Raw genomic sequence first — 24,226 nt, 5'->3', positions numbered from 1 at the left:
AGTCAGTTTGCTAAGAAGCGGGATAGCTGGGATCAAGAAAATCGTAATTGGCAGTATGTGATAGAAGTGAATTAAAACAACCTGCCAGGGAGTGTAACATCTTAATAGAGATCAATATCATTCAATCTGCTCAACCAATGGAGTATTAATGCAGGAGAACACGGATGAAAATTATGCAACACTGTAATCAGGGATAAGCAACTTCTTAAAATGAAAATTCTTAAATCAATTAGCTTTTTTGGGGTACTAGCCGCATGTACTGAGTTCAGGCCTTCAACTGACTCGTCGCTGCCAACAGATAGCCTGACATTTTTAAACATCCGGAAAGACAGTGCCTGGTTGATAAACTATCACCTCCAATCTAAAACATCTCAGGAACATTATAGCTATACCTATTTTTCTTCCGGATACTTTTACTATTTTGTTCGACTCACTACATTATCACTGGTCGGGTGTCTTTGGGAGAGATTCATGCGAGCTTATCCTGGCAAAACAACAGGCTTATACTATCAACGGTATAAACTATAGGGTCTATAAATTAAGGAGGGACCCTGGGCTTACCGATGGTGAAATTACTTACTTTATGACAATACAATCTGGGCTCATCGCAATAAAATCGAATACCTGGAGATGGTATGAATTACTCAATGGCAAATCCACAAAGCAAACAGACCATGTCTTATCTGCATTGTTATTTCAAATAATGAATGACGAATCGTTCTGGAAAAATCAGGATGACGCACCCGTGACCAGGTTTGTTGAACCTGTCATTAAATAGATAAAGGATAACCTTCTTACTAGATGAATAATATTCTAAGATGTGAAAATTGCTCTAAAAAAATGAAGAAAATTGTGCTTTGGGGAGTAGTATTACTCGTTGCCTGTGCCCCACGGAGGCAACCGCATTGCCAAACAGACTTTCAGATTGAAATTTGGGATATGAATAGTTCCATGGCTTATTCTACCCATTATCAGATCACAAATGATAGTCTCTTTGTATTCTTTCAGGATGGCCTTGAAGGTGGTAAAAACACGATGTTATTCAGTAAGGCTTTATCCCAAAATCAAGGTGATAGCATTTGCAATTTTTTTTCACAACTAAGGCTTGATACCTTTAGATTAGAATATATAAACCCAGCTGTGGAGGATGGCGACCAAAAGGAAATCAGGTTGAGATATAGAAATATTGATAAAAAACTAACCATTTCCAATGTCTATATACCAAGCTTGGGAGAACTCTATGAGATGATTAATCGTACAATCGGAGATAGCAAATCCCGCATTCGCTTCAGAAGAAGTAACCAAGAACCTCAACTTGAAAATTAACATTTGTAAATTTTACGACAGCAAAACTGGAGCATTAAGACGCCTAACGATGGTTCACCTGTTTTATTGCAGTCAGACTCCCGAAATACACAAAGAATAAGTATTATGGGGCCATTCTTTAAGTAATGGCCCCATAACCCTCCTACTTCACCTTATCCACCGCCCCATAAAACTCCTTTTGCAATTCAATCGTCTTACTATCCGCTTTCACCGCCTTCAGCGCCTTCACAAACTGCGCTATTTCATGATCCGTAATTAACTTCCCCAGTTTCGCATTCGTTTTTGAAGCATCACCGGCATAGTGATTAGGAAAGGAAGAATACCACCAGATAGGGGTATAGAGGTCTGGGAGGGATGACCTATGCTGATTTTCACCGTTATCAGCAGTGGCGCGCTCCATATGCATCAGATCCGGACGGTAATGTAGTATGATAGAAGATTCGCTTTCACCTCCATGGAGGTCGGTGCTCAAATCGCTGCGATGCATTTGGTTGTAGGTTTTCACGAATGCGGAATCGTTTTCAGGCCGGTACAGATACACTGCATAACTGCGCCGTTTATTAAGCAATCCCTGCATAAAGAATTCCAGGAATTCAGGATTCCCTCCATGCCCGTTCAGGAGAATGATTTTTTCGAAACCATTGCGGGCAATTTCATCACAGGTAGCCTCCAGTAATTCGAGTATCAATTTATTGGGTAAGGAAAACGTGCCGGGTTGGTGGCGGGCTTCATTGATTTGCCCGTAAAAGTAGTCAGGAAACACCACCGCATATTCCTGCGTTACTGCGTGTGCGGCCCATTCACGCACATGGATCAGGTCCGTACCAATAGGTGCATGCAAACCATGCTTTTCGAGAATACCGATAGGCAAAATACAGGTCCTGGAGGATTTTTGTAATGCAGCAGGAAAATCATCTGCTGTTAATTCATCCCAGCGGGCAGGCAGCTGCTGGGCATGTGCATAATTGGAAATAAGTAATACAGCAAAGACGATCAGGAATGTTTTCATAAAAGATTTAATTGATGAATATGCCCGTAAAAATATATTACCCCCATTTATGAAAACAATGAATTAATTTTGAATTATCAATCTAAATTACTCATGTTTAATATCAACCTGCAGCACCTGAAAGTTATTAGCGCCATTGAAAAGGAAGGCTCTATGACCCGCGCGGCCGAAACGCTCTATATCTCACAATCCGCGCTGAGTCACCATGTACAGGAATTGGAAAAAAAGATTGATGCAAAGGTTTTTGAAAGAAGGAACAAAAAGTTATACCTCACCCCCGTAGGTAGGAAAATGATGGATACCGCCGAGGTGGTGCTGACAGAACTGCAAAAACTGGGGCATGAAATCCAATCCATCAAAGCTGGTAACTACGGCACCATCAACATTAGCACGGAATGTTATACCACTTACAACTGGTTGCCGCGCATCATTACAAAGTATCATCAGGTACATCCGCGTGTAACAGTAAAAATAGCTGATGGCGCCACTCGAGCGCCGTTAATGCATCTCCAAAATGGAACGCTTGATGTAGCGTTGGTCAGCAAGCCTGCCAACGAACCATTGGACGATCATCCATCTTTTAAATACACCCCAGTTTTTCAGGATGAACTGGTGGTCGTCATAAGTAAAGACAACCCATTATCCAAACGAAAACTCATATCCCCAAAGGATTTCAGGGAGCAGACCCTGATTGCCTATGATATAGAAGACAGAGAAAACGACCTGATTGAAAATGTATTAAAACCCAACAAAGCTGAGCCTGCCCGTGTGATCAAAATGCCCCTAACAGAAGTGATTCTTGAAATGGTACAATTGAATCTTGGGATAGCCGTGATGGCGAAGTGGCTGATAGCGCCGCAAGTAAGCGATGATATGACGATGCTGCCATTACAGCATAACTACTCCAAAAGAGCCTGGTACCTGGTTACCCTTGCAGATCAGAGCCAACTTCAGAAGGACTTTATTTCATTTGCACAGAAAGAATTGCGAAGCATGCCTAAAACAGCAGGGTTTAAGCCCATTCGCTAGGGTTATTGGTCCATCGGCGCGATAAACGGCATCAGGCTTTCACCGATATGAAAACCTTAGCCGGCGACCTCCGATTATGGGCGAAACCACGCCAAAAGAAACCGGCTAACAACCGGTTTCTTTCCCTACCCCACGCTCCCCTTCAGCAACTTTACCCCTATCGCGCATCCTAAACAACCTTTCTGATCGCAATGCCACTTCTTCAACTGCAACAACGCCTGTGATTCCAGGGCATTTTCTGCCACGATCCCGTGTTTCTTCCAGTTACGAATCACCACATTATCCTCCGCAGGGAGCCTGAACAGCATGTCCAGTGCCTTTTGCTGCTGGAAAAGGGAAGATTTCATCTTCCCGTAAAAATAGAGGAAAGGTAATACCACATTGATCAGGAGGCCGTTTACCCCGTTTATGCCCATGCTAACGGTTTTGGCTACCCGCTTATCGGGTTTATAATGGGTTTGCCAGTAAGATGTGGGTGTAGTGGTGAGGAGCTTCCGCAGATCTTCCACGGTAGCTGCCTCCAGCAAATTGGCTAATAAACGGGGCCGCTGGTGCCAGAGCGCCGCAAATGCCGCTATGCGCATGGTCGGGAAGCCTGCAGGCCGCACCCGGAGCCATTCCCAGCGCGTCGCCGCCATGGGCACCAGGCGGTGCTTATGTTGCAGCCAGCGGAACTCCTTCTGAAGAGATACCATATAGGGATCTTTATAATCGCCCTGAAGCAAGCCGCCCTGGCCAAACAGCAATGCCTCCGTGAGCAGCGACTGGTGGCGGTAGCGCAGCAATACCCGGTAGGGCAGCGATCGCGCCACATCCAGCAGCGGCGCGGCATTCAGGGGCAGGCCAAAGCCTTCGGCCATGATACGGTACAGCAGTTCTTCCCAGTTGTTGCCCGTACTCAGCAGCCAGGCCTGCCATTGCAGCATTTTTTGCTCCCAGCGGTTGGCCAGTAGCCGCTCCAGCCACGACTGCCACCATAACCACGGCACGGTGGCCGCCTGGTGCTCACAAGGCACAAAACCCACTGCGTTTTTGAGGGTATTATAATGCTGCAGCAGCATTTTGGGCACATACTGCTGTAATTCCAGGCAAGGCACCTGCAGGCGGTCATCATCGTGGTAAAATACCACATGCAGGATGATGTTGGCATACCGCTTATCATGCTGGTGGCGGTGACGGTACCAGTCCGTACTCCGCAGGTGCAGCTCCACATTGCCCATCCACCGGGTATCACCAATGCGGATGCTGGCTGCCGTAAAGTCAGGACCATCATGCAGGTTCCGGGAACCCGGATGCAGCACTAAAATTTTTTCACCATGGGTAGATTGCAGGTTACGCTGATTATACAGGCGATACTGCCAGATAAACTGGAGTAACTCCTCACGGAGCAAAGGGTTAACAGACATACAGATATGGTTGGTTTCTTTAAAATTATGTCAGTTATCCCGATAAAAAATCAGGGGCCGAAAAATTTTTTTTTAAAGGGATTTGGAAATCTGGTGTAACTGCCATTACCTTTGCACCCAGTTCTTACACATCACTTATCCAGAAAGGCGGAGGGTCTGGCCCTACGATGCCTTAGCAACCTTTCCTGAATTGCAAGTCAGGAAAAAGGTGCTAATTCCTGCCCCGGTGTACCGGGGAAAGATAAGTTGGCAGAGATTAATCTTCACCTTATAATATATTTGAAAGGCTCTTCCAACAAAAGGAAGAGCTTTTTTTTTGCTCCTCTCTCTCCCTTCATGGATTTGTGGTTGTTTAAGTTAGATTTTAGTGATAAAGTTGCAGAATGTATTTCCATATTCTGACATCATTAAAACAGTTCTGACAATGAAAACAGCAACACAACTGATTCACAGCATACCGGTAGACGAACTGACAGGCGCCATCTCCGTGCCTATCTATCAAACGTCCACCTTTGTGCAGGAATCACCGGGCATTAACAAAGGCTTCGAATTTTCCAGGGCCAACAATCCTACCAGGAAGGTACTGGAAGACCTGATCTGTAACCTGGAAGAAGGCTACGCAGGTTTCGCGTTTGCCAGCGGTATGTCCGCCATTGATGCTGTTCTCAAATTGCTGAAAACCGGCGATGAGATCATGGCAGTGGAAGATACCTACGGAGGTATTTTCCAGATTTTCAATCACATGTTCGAACGCTTTGGTATCAAGGTCAACTTCGTTGATACCAGCAATACCGACAAGGTGCTGGCAGCTATCACTCCTAAAACAAAGGTGATATGGCTGGAATCACCTACCAATCCTACGTTGCGCATCTCAGATATTAAGTCTGTCAGCAAAATTGCCAAACAGCACGATATCCTGCTCGTAGTGGACAACACCTTCAGTACCCCGTTGCTGCAGCAACCTATCACACTCGGTGCTGATATTGTGATCCACAGCGCATCCAAATACCTCGCAGGACACTGCGACGTAATTGCAGGACTGGTAGTGGTAAATTCCAAACCACTGGCCGATCAGATCCGGTACAACCAGAATATTTCCGGTAGTATCCTCAGTCCGTTCGATGCCTGGCTTACCATCCGCGGTATTGAAACGCTGGCACTGCGCCTGGAAAAACAATGCGCCAACGCATTGGCCGTAGCACAGTGGCTCAGCACACATCCTGCGATCGACAAAGTGTATTATCCCGGGTTGGCCACCCATAAAAATCACCACATCGCACGCAAACAACAAAAAAGTTATGGCGGCCTTGTCAGCTTCTCCTTAAAAAGCGATAACATCAAAAATGCCATCCGCATCGTAAATGCTACCAAGCTGTTTAAGCTCGCGGAAAGCTTTGGTGGCGTGAAAAGTATGCTGGCTCACCCGGCTACCATGACGCATCGCAACATCCCGGAAGACTTCCGGAAAAAAACGGGTCTCCAGGACTCCTGTATCCGCCTGTCACTGGGCATTGAAGATGCAGAAGACCTGATCAACGACCTCAAACAGGCACTGGACAGGTTAAACTCTCCAGCCGGCAAACAAATTACTGTTTTACAATAATGTGGCGCAAATAGCTGAAAAGCTGATTGATGACCACAATAAGTTATAATTAGATATGGAAAACAAGATCATCAATTTAGGCATTTTCGGTTTCGGCTGTGTAGGACAAGGGCTGTACGAAGTTTTGAACAGAACAAAAGGTATTAATGCAAGAATCAAAAAAATCTGTATTAAAGACCCTAACAAATCAAGACCTATCGACAGCAGTTATTTTACTACTGATAAAAATGAAATTCTCGAAGATCCTACCATTGACGTGGTTGTGGAACTCATCAATGAAACAGAAGCAGCTTTTGAAATTGTAAGCACCGCCCTGCGCAATGGTAAAGCAGTAGTGAGCGCCAGCAAACGTATGATTGCTGAAAACCTCGCTTCCCTCTATCAGCTGCAGGCAGAAAACAAAGTACCTTTCCTCTACGAAGCATCCAGCTGCGCCAGTATTCCAATTATCCGTAACCTGGAAGAATACTACGACAACGACCTGCTCAATGCAGTAGAGGGAATCTGCAACGGCTCTACCAACTATATTCTCACTAAAATATTCGAAGAAAACCTGAGCTTCGAAACGGCTCTGCAACAGGCGCAGGACCTCGGTTTCGCAGAAACTGACCCTACCCTTGATATCGAAGGATACGATCCTAAATTCAAAATCGTTATCCTCCTGCTGCACGCTTTCGGTACGTTCGTAAAACCGGAGGAAGTGTTCAACTTCGGTATTCATCACCTGAATGATTTCGATATCCAGTTCGCGAAACAACGTAATTCTACGATTAAACTCATTGGGCACTGCCGCCGCAACAACGGAAACGTATTTGCGTTTGTACTGCCTCACCTGGTGAAAGAACACAACCTGCTCTACGATGTATACAATGAATACAACGGTATCCTGCTGGAAAGTGCCTTCACCGATAAACAATTCTTTGTAGGTAAAGGTGCCGGTGGTACCGCTACCGGTAGCGCGGTGCTGTCCGACATCTCCGCACTGCTGTACAACTACCGCTACGAATACAAGAAGATTAAACAAAACAACCAGCCGGCTTTCACCAACGATGTGAAGCTGAAAGTATACCTCCGCTACAAAACACCTGATCAGGTAGACCTGACCGAGTTCTTCAGCATCGAAGAAAAATATGAGTCCTCCACCTGGCGTTATGTAGTAGGTAGCATTAACCTGCAGAAACTGAAAGATGCCGCATGGCTGAAAAACAAAGATGTGAACCTGCTGGTGCTGGAATAACAGTAACTATTGTTAAGTTAGATATAGAAAACAAAATCAAAAACCAACCGCAATGCATTTCCGCAAAGCGGAACCAACCATCTCGACGGCGCAGTTTTCTGCGCCGTATTTATTTTCAGAAAATCTATAATCCATTTCTCCGTATATCCATCACAATACCATCCGCCACCTTTTCCGGCAGGTCCGTACGCAGATAAGTCCAGTTTGGGATATCACTGTAGTTTCGCTTATCCTTTTTATCAATACTACGTATATGGTGGCGGTAGATGGCCGGGGCCAGATAGAAATGCGCCTTCCCGTCCTCATCCAGTTTTAACAGGCGCAGGAAGAAAAACATGGGCGTACCATTGGAAAAAGCCTTCATTTTATACACATCGCCAGGCTGCGGGTTGTTGGCGTAGTGTTGTATACGGTTGCTGGTGGCCTTATCCGACAGGTAAGCGTAGGCCGACATCCAGAAAAAAGGTACCACGCCGGTATAAAGGAGTATAGGCGTTCCCGTTTGCAGGTATTTTTCCCGGATAGCCGGTACCCGCTGGCCACTACCGCACCCTGCACAGTAAATGGTTACCATTTTTTTGCCGGTGGGGTATAAAGGTATGCTCAGAAAATGGTGGTAATCCCGCATCACGCGCACCTGCAGCTGGCTGGCGCGGCACTCCGGACAGGCGGTATCGGCAACGTGGACATGCTTTATCAAGGCTATTCGCTTGCCAAAAATGGGGCTCATAGGTGTATAGGCTTATGTTATACACAATAGTAATAAAATTCGGAGGAATTGAAAAGATTGGAGTCGATTTCAGGGGTTTCCCCGTCGCCATCGGCGACGGGGAAACCCCTGAAAAGTAAGCGGGCCAAAGGCCCGCTTACTTTTCAGGGGCGGAGCCAAAGCGCCGTTCCTGTATAGCATCATACACCTTCACGTAATCCGGATGCTCGGTACCCATCACGCGGTCCCATACACGAAAATAAAGGCTGTAATTACCTTTAAACTTAGCATGATGGACGTTGTGGTAAGTAGAGGAGTTCAGTATCTCAAATAAAAAAGATTTCCTGAAACCCTTAGGCATGATTTCATAGCCTAAATGACCGTAGACATTGATAATCAAGGCAGCCACATTAAACAGTGCCAGTGACAACGGATGCATAGGCATTACAAATACCAGCACCAGCACAACCGCACCTTCCGCCACGGCTTCCAGCGCATGGAAGGAGTAAGCCGTCCAGGGGGAAGGGTTGGTGGATTTATGGTGCAGTAAATGGGTGATATTGAACAACTTAGGATGGTGCAACGTGCGGTGCATCCAGTAAAAGTAAGTGTCATGAACCACCAGCGCCAGACCTACACTAACTGGTATCCACCATATCGGGTAGTCGTTCAGGTTAGTATAGATAAACGTATGCGGTTTTATCCAGGGCGTAAAAGCCAGGATGGCCATCCCCGCCAGGATGAAAGTGCTCATCGCGGAATGTAATATCTCCCTGAAAAAATCCTTTTTTTGCGCAAATTTGGTAGGCTGGATTTTGTTTTTGGTGACCTTATGGGTCAGTAATTTATAAAACAGGTAGAACATGATGCCGGCTATAGTAAAATACCGTAACAGGTTCAATACCGTCTCCGTAAAAACATATTTAAAAAACTCCTGCATAACTAGTAACCTGGATTTTGTTTGATAACAGGGCTTTTTGAGAGATCTGGGGCCGGGATAGGCAGTAGCAGCGTGTACTCAGCAAAAGGCTGTTTATAGGATAAGGCTCCTAATACTTCTTTTGCTTTACCGGTACGTTTCAGGTCAAAAAACCGGCTGGAATTTTCTGCAAATAATTCCACTTTACGCTCCTGCGCAACGGCCTGTAGCACGGCATCCTGACCTTCAGGACTCACATTTCCCAAACCCGCTCTGTTACGGATAACGTTTATGTCGGCAACAGCTTCCGTCAATTTATTCAGGTGTGCGTTTGCTTCTGCGCGGATGAGATATACTTCTCCCAAACGTAACATAATCAGGTCAAGAATGGGGTCTTTAACGTCACGATCCGGCCCCATGTACTTTTCAGGATAATAAAAAATATATCCATTGTACGGCGCCACATCAGGAGAAAGCACATGCCCTAACCACGCTTTGCTACGCTGATCATTTGCCTCAAAAGAATTTACCAGTTCGTTAGTTGCACCGATGATGGGATATATACCACCAGCGAGCATCAATTCGTACGTGGTTGAATCTTTCATGTATTCATCCAGCTCTGGTATGGCAGTGGATGATACCACCGGCAGAAAGTGATACCCGGCCAGCAACGACTTAGGTGTATTCATCTCCTGGTGCAATACCCAGATAGATTCTTTGTTAGCATGCTTAAACACCTTATTAAGCGGCTCCAGCGAGAATTTGCCAGCATTAATGACTGCATCTGCAAATTCAGCCGCTTTATCCCATTTTTCCTGGAAAAGATACACCCGTGACAACAAAGCCTTTGCCGCATACTTTGTTGGATAATATTTATTGGTATTTGTTTCTGCATCACTGCCTTCCATCAGTGTAATAGCATCTGTCAGATCCAGCTCCATCTGATGGTAAACATCCGCTAAAGGTGCACGTCCCCTGGCGATGTTCTGGTTTATATCTGTTGTGAGCACCAAAGGAACATCTCCGTACAGATTTACCAGCATGAAATAAGCGATGGCACGGGAAAAAAGCATCTCCCCCCGGTACCGCGCGCGAGCCGGCGCAGTAAGGTCTAAAGAAGTTGAATTCGCGATTCCTTCCATCACAGCATTGGCATTATAAATAATCTTGTAGCCATTTTGCCAGAAGAAATTGCTAACTCCATCTGTATTCAACAAATGTCCGTTGTAATAGGCGTCATAGGCACTACCTGACGTCTGAATATATGGTTGACATTCACCACTTAACAAACTGGTATACACGTCCAGCACACTATTCAGAATACCTGTCTCACTTCGGTCATTGATCATGGAAGAATACACCCCCGCTACTGCATTAGATGCCTTCTCATCTGAACTGAACACGGACTCCGTGCTCACCGTACTGATTGGCTGATCTACTTCTATTAATTTTTTACAGGCGCTCAAATTTACTAACAGCAGCCCTCCGTAAATGATATATCGAATTTTATTTCTCATGGCTAGAATTAAAAGGTGCAGTTAATTCCGAAGTTGATCACACGCAGTGAAGGCCTGGAGCCAGTTGCCTGGGGATCAGCCCCGATAAAGTTGCTGAACATAAATAAGTTATTGGTGGATATATTCAGGTTTACATTTTTCATATGTGCCTTTGTAACCCACGTGGCAGGCATGGCATAACTTATTACCAGGGATTGTATCCTGAAAAGATTGATCAGCTGATAAGCTTTTTGCGAACTACCAACACTATTAACCTCTTTGTTACCTGATATTAATGGCTTGGCATACTTCGCTGTACTGTCACCAACGCCTTTCCACCTGTTATTATATATATAGTAGGGCACATTAACATTCAGTGCTCCCATTGCACTGGCAGGTAAAGACTCATAATACCTTCTGGCATCCATATTAGCACTCAATGAAAAAGCCTTATACTGAAGGGTGGTACTGATTCCGCCATATAATTTAGGAACTGTATTCACTACAATCCTGTTATCCGCAGCGCCCGGAAAGGAGGTATTATCTGTAGTAATAACTCCATCTTTGTTATAATCCTGGTAAAAAGGCAGGCCCGTTTGTGGATCTATTCCCAGCTGATTATATAAAAAGCGATCATCCAAAGAGCCTCCAATTTTGTATTGGCTGTAGTAGGAGGATTTTTCAATCTCAGGATAATCTTTCATGATGTTTTTAACAAAGCTGGTATTCAGGCTAGCCGACCATTTAAAGTCCCTTTTATCCACGATCCTGCCACTGATAGAAATTTCCCAACCCTTGTTAACTACGTTTGCCGGGAGGTTAGTCACCACAGATTCAAATCCCGTGATTGCGGATGTACCGTAACTCAACAATTGATTATCGCAATTTTTCCGATACCAGGCCACATCTACCGACAACCTGCTATTAAACAAGGTAGCTTCCATTGCGGCTTCAAATTGATGGCTGGCTGGCCAGTGATAATTTTTATTTGCCTGGATCTGTGATACCAATACAGTTGTACCATCGTAATTGTACATTTTGTAGATCGAACCTGGATCAAGGCCACTCCATTGAGTCAGGTACTTGTATTCCCCCACCGCATCTGTACCGGTAACGCCATAGCTACTTCTGAGTTTAAAACTACTAAACGCTTTTGGCAGTACATATTTTGCCCATGGTTCTTCACTTACAATCCATGCAGCAGCTACAGAGCCGAAGTTTCCAAACTGATTGCCTGTTCCAAATCGGCTGCTGCCATCTCTTCTGGCTGCAAGATCAACCAGATACTTATTGCCATAGTTATAGTTAATCGAGGCAAATACCCCAACGTATTTATATTGAGAGGAGTAATCAGTAGCGGATATTATAGGAGCATTCAGAATGGACCCCATCAGCTCTTTACCTGCATACCGATCCCCCTTGATGGTGGTGTAACCAGTAGCAGTATATTGCCAGGTACCACCTGCCACTACACTTAAAGTACCTTCTCCTACCACTTTATCATAGTTAATCCTAGGATCTACAGAGATCGTACTGTTAGTGGAATTACCCCAGGTAGCCTGACCAAGGAGATTGACAATGTTTGGACCTGAAGGGCGCTTATAAGGATATGATTTATATTCTGATCTACTGTTAGACCAGTTATAACCTACGGAAGTTCCAATTCTTAATCCATCAGCTATGGCATAAGAAGCATTCATGCCGGTCAGCATATTGGTGGATGCAGTCGCACTCTTTCTGAATAGAAAATCATACGGGAAGGTACTGTTGCGGAAGGCCTCAAAGTCAACCTGCCCATTCGGCAGGTATGGTAATGGCATATTAGGGGCATTTCGCAGACTACCGGCGGTATTAAGCTCGTCGTTACTCATTTTAGACAGGCTGGATGTCAGGTCCAGTTTAAACCGCTGATTGGAACTATAAACGGTTAATGCAGTACTAAGCCCTCCTGATTGCTGACCTCCGGAAAGGTTGTCGATAGCAGTTGTTTTAACGTAATTACCGCTTACACGATAATTAATTGCAATGCCACCACCAGTTAGCGCTGCACTTACACTGGTTCTTTTACCGGTGCCCCCGTAGAAGTATTTCCCCCAGTCGGTATTTCTCGTAGTATCCCACTGGAATAGATCAGGTGCATAATTAACACCTGGTACCGCGGAGGGAGTTAGGCCTTCGTTGGCATATGCTTCCCTGCGCATCTGTAAATAGTCCTTTGTGTCCAGGTACCTGGTAAATATAGCACCGTTGGTTAGTCCCTGTGCAAGGTTCAGAGAAAAATCACTACGGTAACCATTGCCTCTTTTAGTGGTGATGAGGATGACACCGTTAGCACCACGACTACCATAGATGGCCGTACTACCCGCATCTTTCAAGACTTCTATGGATTGAATATCACGTGGATTGATGCCGTAGAATGCACTCATGGCAGGACCGATATGGCTTTGATTCAAGCCGGTAGCAATGGGCGTAACGCCTCCTGCTGCACCAGAGAAATCCTCGGAGGCTACAATAGGTATCCCATCAATTATAATCAGGGGTTCTGTAGAAAATTTGCTATTGATCGTATTACGCCCCCTGATTTCCATGCGTACCGGCGCTGTCGGGTCCGCGTAGTTAGTAGTAACCACCAGTCCGGGAACTTTTCCAGCCAATGCTACCAATGGATTTTGAATAGGCTGCTCTTCAATTTCTTTTCCTGAAACAGTCGTGATATTACCCGTGTTCAAACGTTTACTCGTTTTACCGTAAGCTTTGATCACTACATTATCCAGGTCATTGGTAGCCACTTTCATGTAAATAGTATACTGCCGCTCGGTGGTAGATATCAGGGTAAATCTGCCTGCGTTATAACCCACGAAGGTGGCAATAATATCTTCCCCCAGTTTTACACCTTTCAAACTAAAATTACCGTTTACATCGGTCAGGGCAGTTTTTTTAGTGTAGGAAGAAGTGACGGACGCATTAGACATGCCGCGACCATTTTCATCGCGAATAGTACCAATGATATTAACCGTATCTGCTATCGGTGCGCTATTCTTTTTTTGAGCCGCAGTGTTGATGGATACAACTTTATTTACCACCCTGTACTCAAACGGCGAACCATGAAATACCTTTTCTATAGCTGTCTTTACATCTTCATTCTTCAGGTCTACATTTACCTGGTAGTTTTTGTCTCTTAACTCTTTCGGGTATACGAAATTATACCCCGTTTGTTTTTCTATCTCCTTACAAGCCTTCTCAATCGGCGTATTTTTTAGGGAGAGATTAACGGTTTGCGCAGATAGCGCCGGCGTAAATGCAAGCAATGACGCCAGGAAAAGTATAGCGAAATAATACCCTCGTTGCAGGAAGGCCAGGCAGGTGTTGGCACACAACACCCCTATTTTCTTTGACTTCATCAGGCAGAAGAATTTCAAAAATTTGAATAATAGGTAATAAGCAAAAATGAGCTGTGGTGGTCATATACACAGCAGAGCAGAAGCGCCGGGCTTCGCAGTTGGTAAAAAGTTACATTCATTCATGTTGTAAGCGATTTAGATTTTATGATTATGGTCGAACGGTCAATTGTTTTCCTTTCAGTTCAAAGTGTACGTATCCTGTTGATTCAAGTATAGTTAAGACATCTGATAAATTCGTATTACGCGGTATCTTGCCAATAAACTGCTGTGTGATGTTACCTTCATAAATTACATCTACATCATACCAGCGGCTTACCTGGCGCATAATCTCCTGGATGGAGGCATCCTGCAGATAGAATAACCCTGCTTTCCAGGCCAATACTTCATTCAGGTCGGCATTTATTACTCTAAACTGGTCATTGGTGGCTGTCTGCGCCTGTTGGCCTGGCGTCAGCACCACGTCGTTTTCGTTATTAATGACACGGATTTTACCCGTTTCAAGGGTAGCACTATGCACAGGTTCGTCCGGATAGGCTTGTATATTAAAGCTGGTTCCCAATACCTGCACGCTCAATGGTGCTTTTTCCCCTCTTGCTACATTTACATAAAATTGTTTGGATGCATCTGGCGCCACTTCGAAATAAGCCTCGCCGGTGAGTTCAACGGTTCTGTTATTGCCCGTAAATGCGGAAGGATAACGCAGCGAAGAAGCTGCGTTTAGCCATACCCGTGTACCGTCTGGCAGCATCAGTTTATACTGGCCGCCTCGGGGTGTACTCATTTTGTTATAGGTAATTTCCTGTGCTACGGCATTGCCGGAAGCAGTGTAGGCAATCGTTCCGTCCTCTTTCTTCAACACGCTGGCATTGCCCTGGACTGCCAGCACGCCGCTATGTGCGCTGTCCAGCACAATCTGGCTACCGTCGGCAAGCTCCAGCACTGCTCTGTCTCCTCCGGGCAACACGTCACTGGTGTAACGTGCGGCCATTGGAGTTTCCAGGGTTTTGCTTTGCTTATGAAGGAATAGTATGGCGGAAGTGATTACAATCACAGATGCGATGGCTGCCGCAGCAGCCCATCGCATCCATACCCGCTTTGCGGGAATCATTTTTTCGTCAACAGGAACGCCTATACGATTCCATACATCATCCAGCGCAGCCACCTCGTCTACCTGCTGCATCGTTCGTAGCGATGCCTCCAGCACTGGCGATGTGGTCATATCATCATAGAAGGCACGGTGATCATCGGACTGCTGATCCAGCCACTGCTGCAGCTCCTGCGCTTCCGCTTCGCTCAGCGCGCCCTGTTCTCTGCCCAATAGCAAACCGGCAATTCTTTCCATGATTTCAATTTCCTGCTGCTCGGATAATGGTGTTGACAAATTATCTATCTTTTACTTTTTCGACAATATTTTTTCTATCCTGCCATTGATATCTGCCAGGTGCGCCTTGGTAATGGCATCATTATTACTGTTCATTGCCTGCTTTACCTGTGATTGAATTTTTACCACATCCAGGCGTACCAGGGAAGAAACATCTGTTTCAGTATCATCTGATGCTGCTGAGCTCAGGATATTATTAACCGCATTCAGGTATACTTTCTGCAGGTTGCGGCGGTAAGCATCACCTTTCATATTCCCCCAGATACCCTCATGAACCATCGCAATAAACTCTTCCACACCCATCGCTTCTTTACCAAACCTGCGCTCATTACTCAGTATGAAGTTGAGGCGCCCGGCACCGTACAGGGAAGCCATTATTTTTTTCTGCATATCCTGCACATAATCCTTGATAGCTGGCGCACCTACCATACTTGTAACTTTAGCGTCCAGTATCCAGGTAGGCGTAGTAAACAGCTGCTCATTGAAGAACTTCACGGCATCTATCTGCAACTGCCTCGGCACCGGCGTATATGCAGGACGGTTATCTCCTTCAGGACGGGCGGTGTAATTGGTAGTACCTACATACTTAATTACATGATTCATGTAACGCTCGTACTGGCCTTTCACTTCCTTATAAATTTCATCCAGGGTTTTATTGAGGCCTGCTTCCTCGCGGGTCCACTCCGGCAGGTTGGCTACTACGCGTTTCAGATTTTCAATACCCAGGGCACTGGCTTTGGCAGCATTATCACCCAGGTCTTCTGTCTGACAGCGGGCATCATCCTGGCGGCTTTCACCATCTCCAAACCAAAGGCGTGGATTTTCGTTCAGGCGTTTGGTAACTACCTGATCCAGGATTTCCTTGTCTTTTGCTGCCGTAGGTGCATAGATCAGTTTATACCCCCACTCAATCGCCCATTGGTCGTATTCTCCGATGCGTGGAAACAGGAGCTCCTGCGGGATGTTATCCTGCGGTTGTGCTACATAGTTGAAACGGGCATAGTCCATGATGCTGGCGGTATGACCGTGTTTGTGGAGGTAAGAAATGCTACGCAGGCTGTCTACCGGCGTCATCGCGCTGCTGCCGAAGTTGTGGCGCAGGCCCAGTGTGTGGCCCACCTCATGACTGGACACAAAGCGGATCAGCTGTCCCATCAGCTCATCATCAAACTTAGGCTTACGTGCCATCGGATCATTAGGCGCACCCTGGATCATATACCAGTTACGCACCAGGCTCATCACGTTATGGTACCAGCCGATATGCGTCTGAATAATTTCGCCACTGCGCGGATCATGCACATTTGGCCCATAAGCGTTGGCTACAGGTGACGGGAAATAGTTGATGAACGAATAACGCACATCATCCATACTCATTGTAGAATCGTTCTCCGGCCATTCTTTTGCCAGGATGGCATTTTTGAATCCCGCCTTCTCGAAAGCCACCTGCCAGTCGTTTACACCCTGGATCAGGTACTTGCGCCATTGCTTAGGCGTAGCCGGATCGATATAGTACACTATAGGTTTGGCAGGTTCTACCAGCTCCCCTCTTTTATATTTCTCCACATCTTCCGGCTTGGGCTCCAGGCGCCAGCGAACAATGAAGTCGCGGCGTTCCGCACGCTGCTGACTATCCCCAAACTCGGTGAGGTAATCAGCAAAGAAGCCTACACGAAAATCCGTGAACCGGCGCTGCATAGGTGTTTTAGGCAATAACACAATGGAAGTGGAAGATTCCAGGGATACTGGCGCACCCATTGTTTGTTTCTCCGTAGGCTTGCTGTTACCGTTTTTGCGGGTAATGATTTCCAGATTCTCCGGATAACTTTCTGAGGACACTACCTCAATATCTTTAAAGCTTTTGACCATCACCATACTGGTCAGCCTATTATTGCTTACACCATTGGATATGGCCGATGCTTCTTTTAAATACTTACCCAGATCGATTACATAGCTGGCGGAATCCTTGCCGTATGCTTTAATAGGCAGACTGGCGGCCACCGGCGCGTTGTTAGACTGAAGTACGGCTTTATAAATAACATCACTGGTATCTGCATCTGCAATCACCAGATTCAGGCGCATCTTCAGGGTTTCATTGGCACCTTTTTCGAAGAAAACGGTGTTTTCATCCAGCGACTCCCCGGCAAACAGACCAGAACCTGCCGGTGATTTTTTCAACCGGTTTACCACCATGAAATCGCGGCCCAGCAGGCTGTCCGGAATTTCCATATACAGGGTATCCATCGAAGCGGTTTTGTATAAAGTAAACATCCCGGCTTTTTTAATCAAGCTGCTGGTCACTACTTTATCAAAAGGCAGTACGCCGTTTTTATTAGGTTTTGCTACCGGTGCTGCAGGCTTTGCGGCCGCTGCTGTAGCGGCGGCGGCTTTCTGCTTCTTTTTATTTCCACCTTTAAACACCGCGCAGGAAGCCACCAGTGTAACTAAAGGAATATATGCATAGTGTTTCATCACAGATCTACTATTAAGGATTTTGGAATGAGTAAATAATGGAAGTATAGTCCATACTTATTGCGTGACTGCCTGTATTTCCGGAACCGTTTTTATCAGGTTGATATACTTTTCAGACCTTTTTTCAGATGCATCGTCCCATAGGAGCTGCAATGGCACCTGCTTTTTATCCAGCCTGATAGAATAGTTGGCACTCTTATTACTGCCGTTGGTAGTCCGCAGATCCAGGATAATACCCTTCTGATCCGCTTGCAGCCACCCTTCCAGCAAATTCATGGCGATAGGACGATACCTGTCCGCCAGGCTAAAGGCGATTGAATCGTAGAAGTTGTCCGGTAAGGCAACACTATAGTAGGTAGTAGAAATAGCTGTTGCCGACAAATCTACTACACGCGTTTCAAAAGGTAAAGTGTTGTCCCATTCTTTTTTCACAGTACCGGAACTTTCCTCCGTTTCCGCGCCTGGTATATAAGCCCCCGGCATACTTTTACGTGGTGGCGCCTTCTTCACCCCGCTATCACAACTTACCAGCATCAACGGCAAAGCCGCTGCCAGCAATATATTTTTCATTTTAAACGGCATAGCGAATAGGTTATACAGTTTGTAATACTGACTAAAACACCTGACCGGTATCTTTGAACTAGTCATTACTGGAAATTTTCTTCTCTCTACAACAGTGTAACAAAAAGCCTCCTGCTAACCAGGCAGGAGGCCTGTACTCATCAACACTGCTAAAGTTTATTTTTTCCGTTTATTTTCGAATTGAGTCATTCTTGCATCCAGGTCCGCCAGGTGGGCTTTATCCACAGTGGTAGCGGCTTTTGGCATAGCTTGCTTGATCTGGTGATGCAGGTTATCTGCTTCTGCCAGCAGGAGAGAAAACACGTCCGACTCCCCTTCCGCATAGGCCGGATTACTCAGGTTATCGAGTAAGGCGCCTACGTAATTCTTTTGCAGATCACGGCGGTAAGGGTCCATTTTAATAGCACCATTACCCAGTTCGCGCCAGGTCATGCCATGCAGCACTGATAATAATTTATCTACTCCTAATGATTTCTTATCAAAGCGCTCGTAGTTGGTTTGCTGATAATCCAGGCGCTTGTAATCCAGCAGGGAGTTCATCACGCGTGCCTGGAGGTCGCCCAGAAACTCCTGGCCTACCGGTGCAGGGTTTGCCGTCATCGACATAATCTGCGGATCAATCAGCCAGGTAGGTGTGGTAAACAATTGCTTATCCAAAAAGCTAAGTGCGGCCAGTTGTTTTTCTGTTGACACCGCTGCTATCACCGGCTGCTTGTCGCCATCAGCGCGGAATGTATAAGTAAGCGTACCTATATACTGCAAGGCATGGTTCATATACCTGAAGTACTGACTTTGCACCTGACGGTACATGCTGGACAGATCATCGTGTAACCCTTCCGGATTGTACGTCCACACCGGCAGGTTTTTCATAACACGCTTCAGGTTTTCGATACCGTAGGTGCCTGCTTTGGCAGCATCATCACCGAGGTCTTCGGTCTGGCAGCGCGGGTCCACCTTTTTAATTTCCCCGTCTCCAAACCACAGTCGTGGATTAGCTGCCAGCGCGGCACTCGTCATATCGTGGAATTGTTTATTGTCGGCATGCATGTTATTGCCGGTATAAGTATATCCCCATTTAATCGCCCACTGATCATACTCTCCAATGCGTGGAAACAGTAACTGTTGCGGAATACGATCTTCCGGCTGTGCCACATAGTTAAAGCGGGCGTAGTCCATGATGCTGGCGGTATGCCCATGTGCCCGCAGGTAAGTAATGCTGCGCAGGCTATCCACCGGTGTCATACTGCTGCTGCCGAAGTTATGACGTAAGCCAAGCGTGTGGCCTACTTCATGGCTGGATACAAAGCGGATCAGCTGTCCCATCAGCTCATCATCAAATTTGGCGTGGCGTGCCTGCGGGTCGTTAGGACCTGCCTGCAGCATATACCAGTTTCTCAGCAGTTGCATCACGTTGTGATACCAACCGATATGCGTTTGTATGATTTCGCCGCTGCGCGGGTCTATTACATTCGGACCGTAGGCATTGGATACTTCAGAAGGGAAGTAGTTGATGAAAGAGAAGCGGGCGTCGTCCATATGCATGGTGGTATCTCCTTCCGGCCATTCCCTGGCCACGATGGCGTTCTTAAACCCTGCTTTTTCGAAGGCTACCTGCCAGTCGTTCACACCCATGATCAGGTATTTGCGCCATAGCTTAGGTGTTTTAGGATCGATATAGTAAACAATTGGTTTAGCTGGTTCTACCAGTTCCCCTCTTTTATATTTGTCTGCATCTTCCGGTTTAGGCTCCAGGCGCCAGCGGCGGGCAATGGCGAGTCGCTCTGCCTTTTGCTGATCATCTTCAAAATAGCTCTGGTACATTGGAAAATAACCTACACGGGTATCTATAATCCTGCGTACCATTGGTTTTGCCGGCAGTAATACCAGGGAGGTATTTGATTCGAGAGAATAAATACTTGCTTCATCTCTGTCCGGGCAGTCTTTGTTCACCGCCAGTTCCAGGTTGAGCGGATAAGCACGTACGTCCGTAATTTCAATATTCTTAATCAGGGGATAGGCGACTCTTCTTCTGAGCGAGTCATTCTTATCCACGAGGTGCATGAAACTACTGGTTTCTTTTACATAGGCGGAAAACAGTATCACAGACGACGCAGAGTCCTTACCATAGGCTTTGATAGGCAGCGTTGCCACCACCGGGCCAAGGTTATTGTCTTTTACGTTGTTGTAAAACAGGCTACCAGGATCCGCGATGTTTTCCATGTCTACCTCGCGGATGCAAATCTTATCGTCCGCACCTTTTTCAAAGTGGTAAACACCATTGTAGAGCTCTTCGCCTGCATATACGTTGATATTACCCGGGCTCTTCACAATCCTGTTCAGTACGAGGATGTCGCGGTTCAGGAGACTGTCAGGTATTTCGAGATAGATACTATCCAGGTCGGCGCTGGCATGTACAGTAAACATACCAGGTTTGGTGACCATGTTTTTAGTGATCACCTCCGCAAAGGATTTCACGCCGTTTTTATTAGGCAGGGCTGCCGGTTTGGCGGCAGCGGTAGTAGTGGCAGCAGGCTGTGCTTTCTTTTTGTGACTGTTCTTAAACACAGCACAGGAAGCCATCAGCGCCGCCAGCGAAATATATGTGTAGCGTTTCATGACAGGTTTACTTGTAAATAATGATTGTCTTATTCGAAACAGTGAAGCGTTTTATACTTAGCAGGATTCGGGTCATTTACCAGCTGCATGTCAGGAACGGATGCAAGCAATTCCTTGTAAGCATTGGCGCGCCAGGCAGATGATTTGTCCCACAGGAGCACCACGGGAATATTCATCCCACCTGCATTCACGTTGTATTGGGCCCCTTGTGTAGTTTCGGTACTGCGGCGGAGGTCCAGCATGATGCCTTTTCCGGAAGTGGCAGCCCAGCGTTGCAGCAAGGTGGTTACTACCGGCCGGTAGGTGCGGGCCATATCAAATGCGATGGAGTCCTTGCTGGCATCAGGAATAGCTACCAGGGTAAAAGCGTTGGTACCACCATCCATGGACCAGTTGACGGCTGTGGTGCGAAATGGAAATAACTCGCTCGCCGCATCGCCGGCAAAGTTGCAAATGCCTGGCAAGCCAGGAATTTCTGTTTGCGGCATATATAAATGCGGCATCTTTTTCCGGCTCTCCTTTTCCGTCGGCAGGTCGGAACAGGCTGATAACACACATGGCAAAGCCAGTACCAGTGCGTATTTCATATAATAATCGAGATTCCTTTTCGGCATAGCTTCGAATTCTTTACTATACCTCAAACACGGTAGGGGTTGAATTGAACTAGTTCATTTTAGAAAAAAAATAATTTTTTAACATGGCCTATTAAATTTGCAGGGGATTATATAGCTTAGCTCACTTTTCCCACTACAACTAAACTGTCTAAATCCGCTTTTGTCAATGAATGCCGATCTATTATTAGATCTTATACCTGCATTTCAGCAAGGTGAATCGCACGCATTTAATACTTTCTTCAGAGAGTATTACAGGCCATTGTGTTTTTTTGCGGAACAACTGCTGGGTAATATGGCAGATGCGGAGGACATTGTAAAAGACGGTTTCGTAAAACTCTGGAACAAAAAAGAAGATTTCAATCATCCTAAAAGCATTAAAAGCTTTTTATATACTACTACCAAAAACGCCAGCCTCAACCACCTCCGGCATCAAAAGGTGCATGACCACTTCCAACAGGAGATGCTGTACCTGGATGATAAGAAAGGGGATGAGCTCATCCTCCAGCGGATGATTCAGTCGGAGCTCATGCAGTCTATATATTTAGAGATAGAAAAGTTACCGGAGAAGCGGCAGCAGGTATTCCGTATGATTTTCCTGGAGGGAATGAAAAATGATGAAATAGCGGAGAAGCTGGGAATTTCGGTGTTTACCGTGAAAGAGCATAAGGCGAAAGCCTTGCAGCAGCTGCGTTTGAGGTTTAGTGATCAGCAGCTGATGCTGTTTATGATTTGTTGCAGTAGTATTTTGTTGCTCCGCAGGTAAAGGGCGGTTTGCTTCGCAAGCTGCGGGCGCCACCATCCAACGCTCATTGCGCTGGTAGGCGGGCAGCTGTCCCGCCTACCAGCGGATTCTCCTGTGCCGCAGGCGCAGGAGAATCCGCGACTAAAACTTCTCCAACTCCTCCACTACCCTACTCACCGGCAACCCCATCACATTATAAAAGCAACCTTCAATCTTATCAATTGCCACGGCGCCAATCCATTCCTGGATCGCATAGGCACCGGCTTTATCGTAAGGCTTGAATGCATCTACATAAAAGGCAATCTGCTCCTGCGTAAGTGGGTTGAAGAAAACCCCGGTTTCTTTGGAAAAGGCTACTTCCTTTTCTGCATTTCGTATAACCACGCCGGTTATCACCCGGTGCTCACGGCCACTGAGGGCAGTAAGAATGCGGATGGCATCTTCCCGGTCGCGGGGTTTGCCAATAATGGTGTCATCCAGTACTACCACGGTGTCGGCAGCTATAATTATTTTTTCGGGAGATGTTAGCGCCGCAATGACCACCGCCTTTTGACGGGCTATATACACCGGTACATCGGGGATCGGCATATCGGCGGGGAACGATTCGTCCGTATCGGCCACCTGAATGGTAAAGGGTATGTTTGCCTGCTCCAGCAGCTGTTTCCTGCGTGGCGACTGTGAAGCCAGCACCACGGGCGCACCTTGATACATTTATAAGAATAATTTAAAGAAGATCATAGACAAAATACCTGTCAGCATCACCAGCTTTACCAGGGAGCTCACCTTATGGTAGTCGGCCGCGGTAGTCGCTTTTTTGAGTCGCTGATAAATGTACAGACAAGGGAGTTGCACTAACAGCAGCAGGTAAATAATGGCGACGGACCATCCCAACAGCCACACTCTTATCTCTACCAAAATAATAGTTACCTGCAAACCCAGCAGCAGGGCGTAACACAGCCTTTTGGCAGGCAGTACCCCCCAGAGAATGGGAAGGGTGCGGCAGCCATCTTTACTGTCGCCGATCATATCTTCCAGGTCTTTCACGATTTCACGCACCATGGAAATAATGAAGGCAAACAGCGCATACACGCCAATGATCTGAATGAGTTTACGGCCTATGGGCGACATAATGGCCTCAAAGCTATGATAGATCTGCTTTTCATAAAAGCCTACCACTACTACGGATAAAGCCGTTAGCAGGGAGATCACCACATTACCGATCAGCGCCTGGCGCTTAAAGGAGGTAGAGTAAAACCACAGCAGCAGTGAGCAGATCACCTGTGTGAAGCCCAGGTAGATCTGGCCTGTTTTCCAGGCAACGATAAAGCCCAGTGATACACCCGCCATATTTAATATGGTATGCCAGGCCATGGCCCAGCGACGGGAGATGACTTTATCAAGCACCATTTTATCGGGCTTGTTGACGATATCTATATTGATATCAAAGTAGTCGTTGATGATATAGCCTGCTGCCGCTACAAACACGGTAGACAGGCAGAGCAGGATAAACTGAGGTACTGACAGGCTGGGCTCTTCGCCGGCGCTGTGCAACACGGGCGCCACCACACAATACTGCAGCAAAAACTGCGTCAGTGCGATGTATACCAGGTTGGGGTATCTTATCAGTCTGAAAAATGCGGCCCAGAGTTTCATGGGATAAATGAGTTAAAATTTGTGTTGTGAGTGT

Annotated in this window: 18 protein-coding genes and 1 riboswitch; of the genes, 5 read left to right on the top strand and 13 right to left on the bottom strand. The window is 46.3% G+C overall.

Annotated features, from left to right (window positions below; translation table 11 throughout):
- Nucleotides 1-840: 840 nt before the first annotated feature.
- A complete protein-coding gene (locus KW844_RS14000; RefSeq protein WP_218377408.1) occupies nucleotides 841-1,326 on the top strand; it encodes a hypothetical protein in 486 nt (161 codons plus the stop codon).
- A gap of 142 nt (nucleotides 1,327-1,468) precedes the next feature.
- On the opposite strand, the gene KW844_RS13995 is transcribed toward KW844_RS14000, so the two are convergent.
- Nucleotides 1,469-2,335: a creatininase family protein gene (locus KW844_RS13995; protein ID WP_218377407.1), complete on the bottom strand. Its 867-nt coding sequence runs from the start codon at nucleotides 2,333-2,335 to the stop codon at nucleotides 1,469-1,471.
- Nucleotides 2,336-2,428: 93 nt separating this feature from the next.
- On the opposite strand from KW844_RS13995, the gene KW844_RS13990 reads away from it, so the two are divergent.
- Nucleotides 2,429-3,364 (top strand): LysR family transcriptional regulator, encoded by a 936-nt coding sequence (locus KW844_RS13990; RefSeq protein WP_218377406.1) that lies wholly within the window; start codon nucleotides 2,429-2,431, stop codon nucleotides 3,362-3,364.
- A 125-nt stretch (nucleotides 3,365-3,489) separates the two neighbouring features.
- On the opposite strand, the gene KW844_RS13985 is transcribed toward KW844_RS13990, so the two are convergent.
- Entirely contained in the window at nucleotides 3,490-4,770 is a 1,281-nt protein-coding gene (locus KW844_RS13985) for a DUF2851 family protein (RefSeq protein WP_218377405.1), read from the bottom strand.
- A 132-nt stretch (nucleotides 4,771-4,902) separates the two neighbouring features.
- A riboswitch (SAM riboswitch) is annotated at nucleotides 4,903-5,018 on the top strand.
- Between the two features lie 176 nt (nucleotides 5,019-5,194).
- Here KW844_RS13985 and KW844_RS13980 point away from each other — a divergent pair.
- Entirely contained in the window at nucleotides 5,195-6,373 is a 1,179-nt protein-coding gene (locus tag KW844_RS13980) for a PLP-dependent aspartate aminotransferase family protein (protein WP_218377404.1), read from the top strand.
- 55 nt (nucleotides 6,374-6,428) lie between these two features.
- Nucleotides 6,429-7,610 carry a homoserine dehydrogenase gene (locus tag KW844_RS13975; protein ID WP_218377403.1) on the top strand — a complete coding sequence of 394 codons (1,182 nt, stop codon included), beginning with the start codon at nucleotides 6,429-6,431 and terminating at the stop codon, nucleotides 7,608-7,610.
- A gap of 124 nt (nucleotides 7,611-7,734) precedes the next feature.
- Here KW844_RS13975 and KW844_RS13970 read toward each other — a convergent pair whose 3' ends face one another.
- The 9 genes from KW844_RS13970 to KW844_RS13930 form a co-directional block, all read right to left on the bottom strand.
- Nucleotides 7,735-8,340: a hypothetical protein gene (locus tag KW844_RS13970; RefSeq protein ID WP_218377402.1), complete on the bottom strand. Its 606-nt coding sequence runs from the start codon at nucleotides 8,338-8,340 to the stop codon at nucleotides 7,735-7,737.
- Between the two features lie 136 nt (nucleotides 8,341-8,476).
- Nucleotides 8,477-9,259, bottom strand: a complete 783-nt coding sequence (locus tag KW844_RS13965) for a sterol desaturase family protein (protein ID WP_218377401.1) — start codon at nucleotides 9,257-9,259, stop codon at nucleotides 8,477-8,479.
- Nucleotides 9,260-9,261: 2 nt separating this feature from the next.
- Complete coding sequence (locus tag KW844_RS13960; RefSeq protein ID WP_218377400.1) at nucleotides 9,262-10,755, bottom strand: RagB/SusD family nutrient uptake outer membrane protein; 1,494 nt, start codon at nucleotides 10,753-10,755, stop codon at nucleotides 9,262-9,264.
- Nucleotides 10,756-10,763: 8 nt separating this feature from the next.
- The gene (locus KW844_RS13955) at nucleotides 10,764-14,135 is read right to left on the bottom strand and encodes a SusC/RagA family TonB-linked outer membrane protein (protein ID WP_218377399.1); all 3,372 of its coding nucleotides are present in this window, start codon (nucleotides 14,133-14,135) and stop codon (nucleotides 10,764-10,766) included.
- Between the two features lie 148 nt (nucleotides 14,136-14,283).
- Nucleotides 14,284-15,516, bottom strand: a complete 1,233-nt coding sequence (locus KW844_RS13950) for a FecR family protein (RefSeq protein WP_218377398.1) — start codon at nucleotides 15,514-15,516, stop codon at nucleotides 14,284-14,286.
- A 12-nt stretch (nucleotides 15,517-15,528) separates the two neighbouring features.
- Nucleotides 15,529-17,985, bottom strand: a complete 2,457-nt coding sequence (locus KW844_RS13945; RefSeq protein WP_218377397.1) for a zinc-dependent metalloprotease — start codon at nucleotides 17,983-17,985, stop codon at nucleotides 15,529-15,531.
- 57 nt (nucleotides 17,986-18,042) lie between these two features.
- Nucleotides 18,043-18,555, bottom strand: a complete 513-nt coding sequence (locus KW844_RS13940) for a hypothetical protein (RefSeq protein ID WP_218377396.1) — start codon at nucleotides 18,553-18,555, stop codon at nucleotides 18,043-18,045.
- Between the two features lie 168 nt (nucleotides 18,556-18,723).
- A complete protein-coding gene (locus tag KW844_RS13935; protein ID WP_218377395.1) occupies nucleotides 18,724-21,183 on the bottom strand; it encodes a zinc-dependent metalloprotease in 2,460 nt (819 codons plus the stop codon).
- Nucleotides 21,184-21,212: 29 nt separating this feature from the next.
- Nucleotides 21,213-21,797 (bottom strand): hypothetical protein, encoded by a 585-nt coding sequence (locus KW844_RS13930; protein ID WP_218377394.1) that lies wholly within the window; start codon nucleotides 21,795-21,797, stop codon nucleotides 21,213-21,215.
- A gap of 166 nt (nucleotides 21,798-21,963) precedes the next feature.
- On the opposite strand from KW844_RS13930, the gene KW844_RS13925 reads away from it, so the two are divergent.
- On the top strand, nucleotides 21,964-22,560 hold the full coding sequence (locus KW844_RS13925) for an RNA polymerase sigma-70 factor (protein ID WP_218377393.1): 597 nt from the start codon (nucleotides 21,964-21,966) through the stop codon (nucleotides 22,558-22,560).
- A 120-nt stretch (nucleotides 22,561-22,680) separates the two neighbouring features.
- Here the strand turns inward: KW844_RS13925 and KW844_RS13920 are convergent, their stop codons facing one another.
- Together KW844_RS13920 and KW844_RS13915 are read right to left on the bottom strand one after the other, a co-directional pair.
- Nucleotides 22,681-23,250, bottom strand: a complete 570-nt coding sequence (locus KW844_RS13920) for a nucleoside triphosphate pyrophosphatase (protein ID WP_218377392.1) — start codon at nucleotides 23,248-23,250, stop codon at nucleotides 22,681-22,683.
- Entirely contained in the window at nucleotides 23,251-24,192 is a 942-nt protein-coding gene (locus KW844_RS13915; RefSeq protein WP_218377391.1) for a geranylgeranylglycerol-phosphate geranylgeranyltransferase, read from the bottom strand.
- Between the last annotated feature and the right edge of the window lie 34 nt (nucleotides 24,193-24,226).

This window comes from Chitinophaga sp. sic0106 (assembly GCF_019219075.1).
GTDB lineage: Bacteria > Bacteroidota > Bacteroidia > Chitinophagales > Chitinophagaceae > Chitinophaga.
Note: the sequence above shows the minus strand (reverse complement) of the source record. Positions and strands in the feature narration are given on the sequence as shown.

Coding starts and splice junctions, on each gene's coding strand:
- KW844_RS14000 (WP_218377408.1), top strand. CDS start 841: ATGAAGAAAATTGTGCTTTGGGGAGTAGTATTACTCGTTGCCTGTGCC.
- KW844_RS13995 (WP_218377407.1), bottom strand. CDS start 2,335: ATGAAAACATTCCTGATCGTCTTTGCTGTATTACTTATTTCCAATTAT.
- KW844_RS13990 (WP_218377406.1), top strand. CDS start 2,429: ATGTTTAATATCAACCTGCAGCACCTGAAAGTTATTAGCGCCATTGAA.
- KW844_RS13985 (WP_218377405.1), bottom strand. CDS start 4,770: ATGTCTGTTAACCCTTTGCTCCGTGAGGAGTTACTCCAGTTTATCTGG.
- KW844_RS13980 (WP_218377404.1), top strand. CDS start 5,195: ATGAAAACAGCAACACAACTGATTCACAGCATACCGGTAGACGAACTG.
- KW844_RS13975 (WP_218377403.1), top strand. CDS start 6,429: ATGGAAAACAAGATCATCAATTTAGGCATTTTCGGTTTCGGCTGTGTA.
- KW844_RS13970 (WP_218377402.1), bottom strand. CDS start 8,340: ATGAGCCCCATTTTTGGCAAGCGAATAGCCTTGATAAAGCATGTCCAC.
- KW844_RS13965 (WP_218377401.1), bottom strand. CDS start 9,259: ATGCAGGAGTTTTTTAAATATGTTTTTACGGAGACGGTATTGAACCTG.
- KW844_RS13960 (WP_218377400.1), bottom strand. CDS start 10,755: ATGAGAAATAAAATTCGATATATCATTTACGGAGGGCTGCTGTTAGTA.
- KW844_RS13955 (WP_218377399.1), bottom strand. CDS start 14,135: ATGAAGTCAAAGAAAATAGGGGTGTTGTGTGCCAACACCTGCCTGGCC.
- KW844_RS13945 (WP_218377397.1), bottom strand. CDS start 17,985: ATGAAACACTATGCATATATTCCTTTAGTTACACTGGTGGCTTCCTGC.
- KW844_RS13940 (WP_218377396.1), bottom strand. CDS start 18,555: ATGAAAAATATATTGCTGGCAGCGGCTTTGCCGTTGATGCTGGTAAGT.
- KW844_RS13935 (WP_218377395.1), bottom strand. CDS start 21,183: ATGAAACGCTACACATATATTTCGCTGGCGGCGCTGATGGCTTCCTGT.
- KW844_RS13930 (WP_218377394.1), bottom strand. CDS start 21,797: ATGCCGAAAAGGAATCTCGATTATTATATGAAATACGCACTGGTACTG.
- KW844_RS13925 (WP_218377393.1), top strand. CDS start 21,964: ATGAATGCCGATCTATTATTAGATCTTATACCTGCATTTCAGCAAGGT.
- KW844_RS13920 (WP_218377392.1), bottom strand. CDS start 23,250: ATGTATCAAGGTGCGCCCGTGGTGCTGGCTTCACAGTCGCCACGCAGG.
- KW844_RS13915 (WP_218377391.1), bottom strand. CDS start 24,192: ATGAAACTCTGGGCCGCATTTTTCAGACTGATAAGATACCCCAACCTG.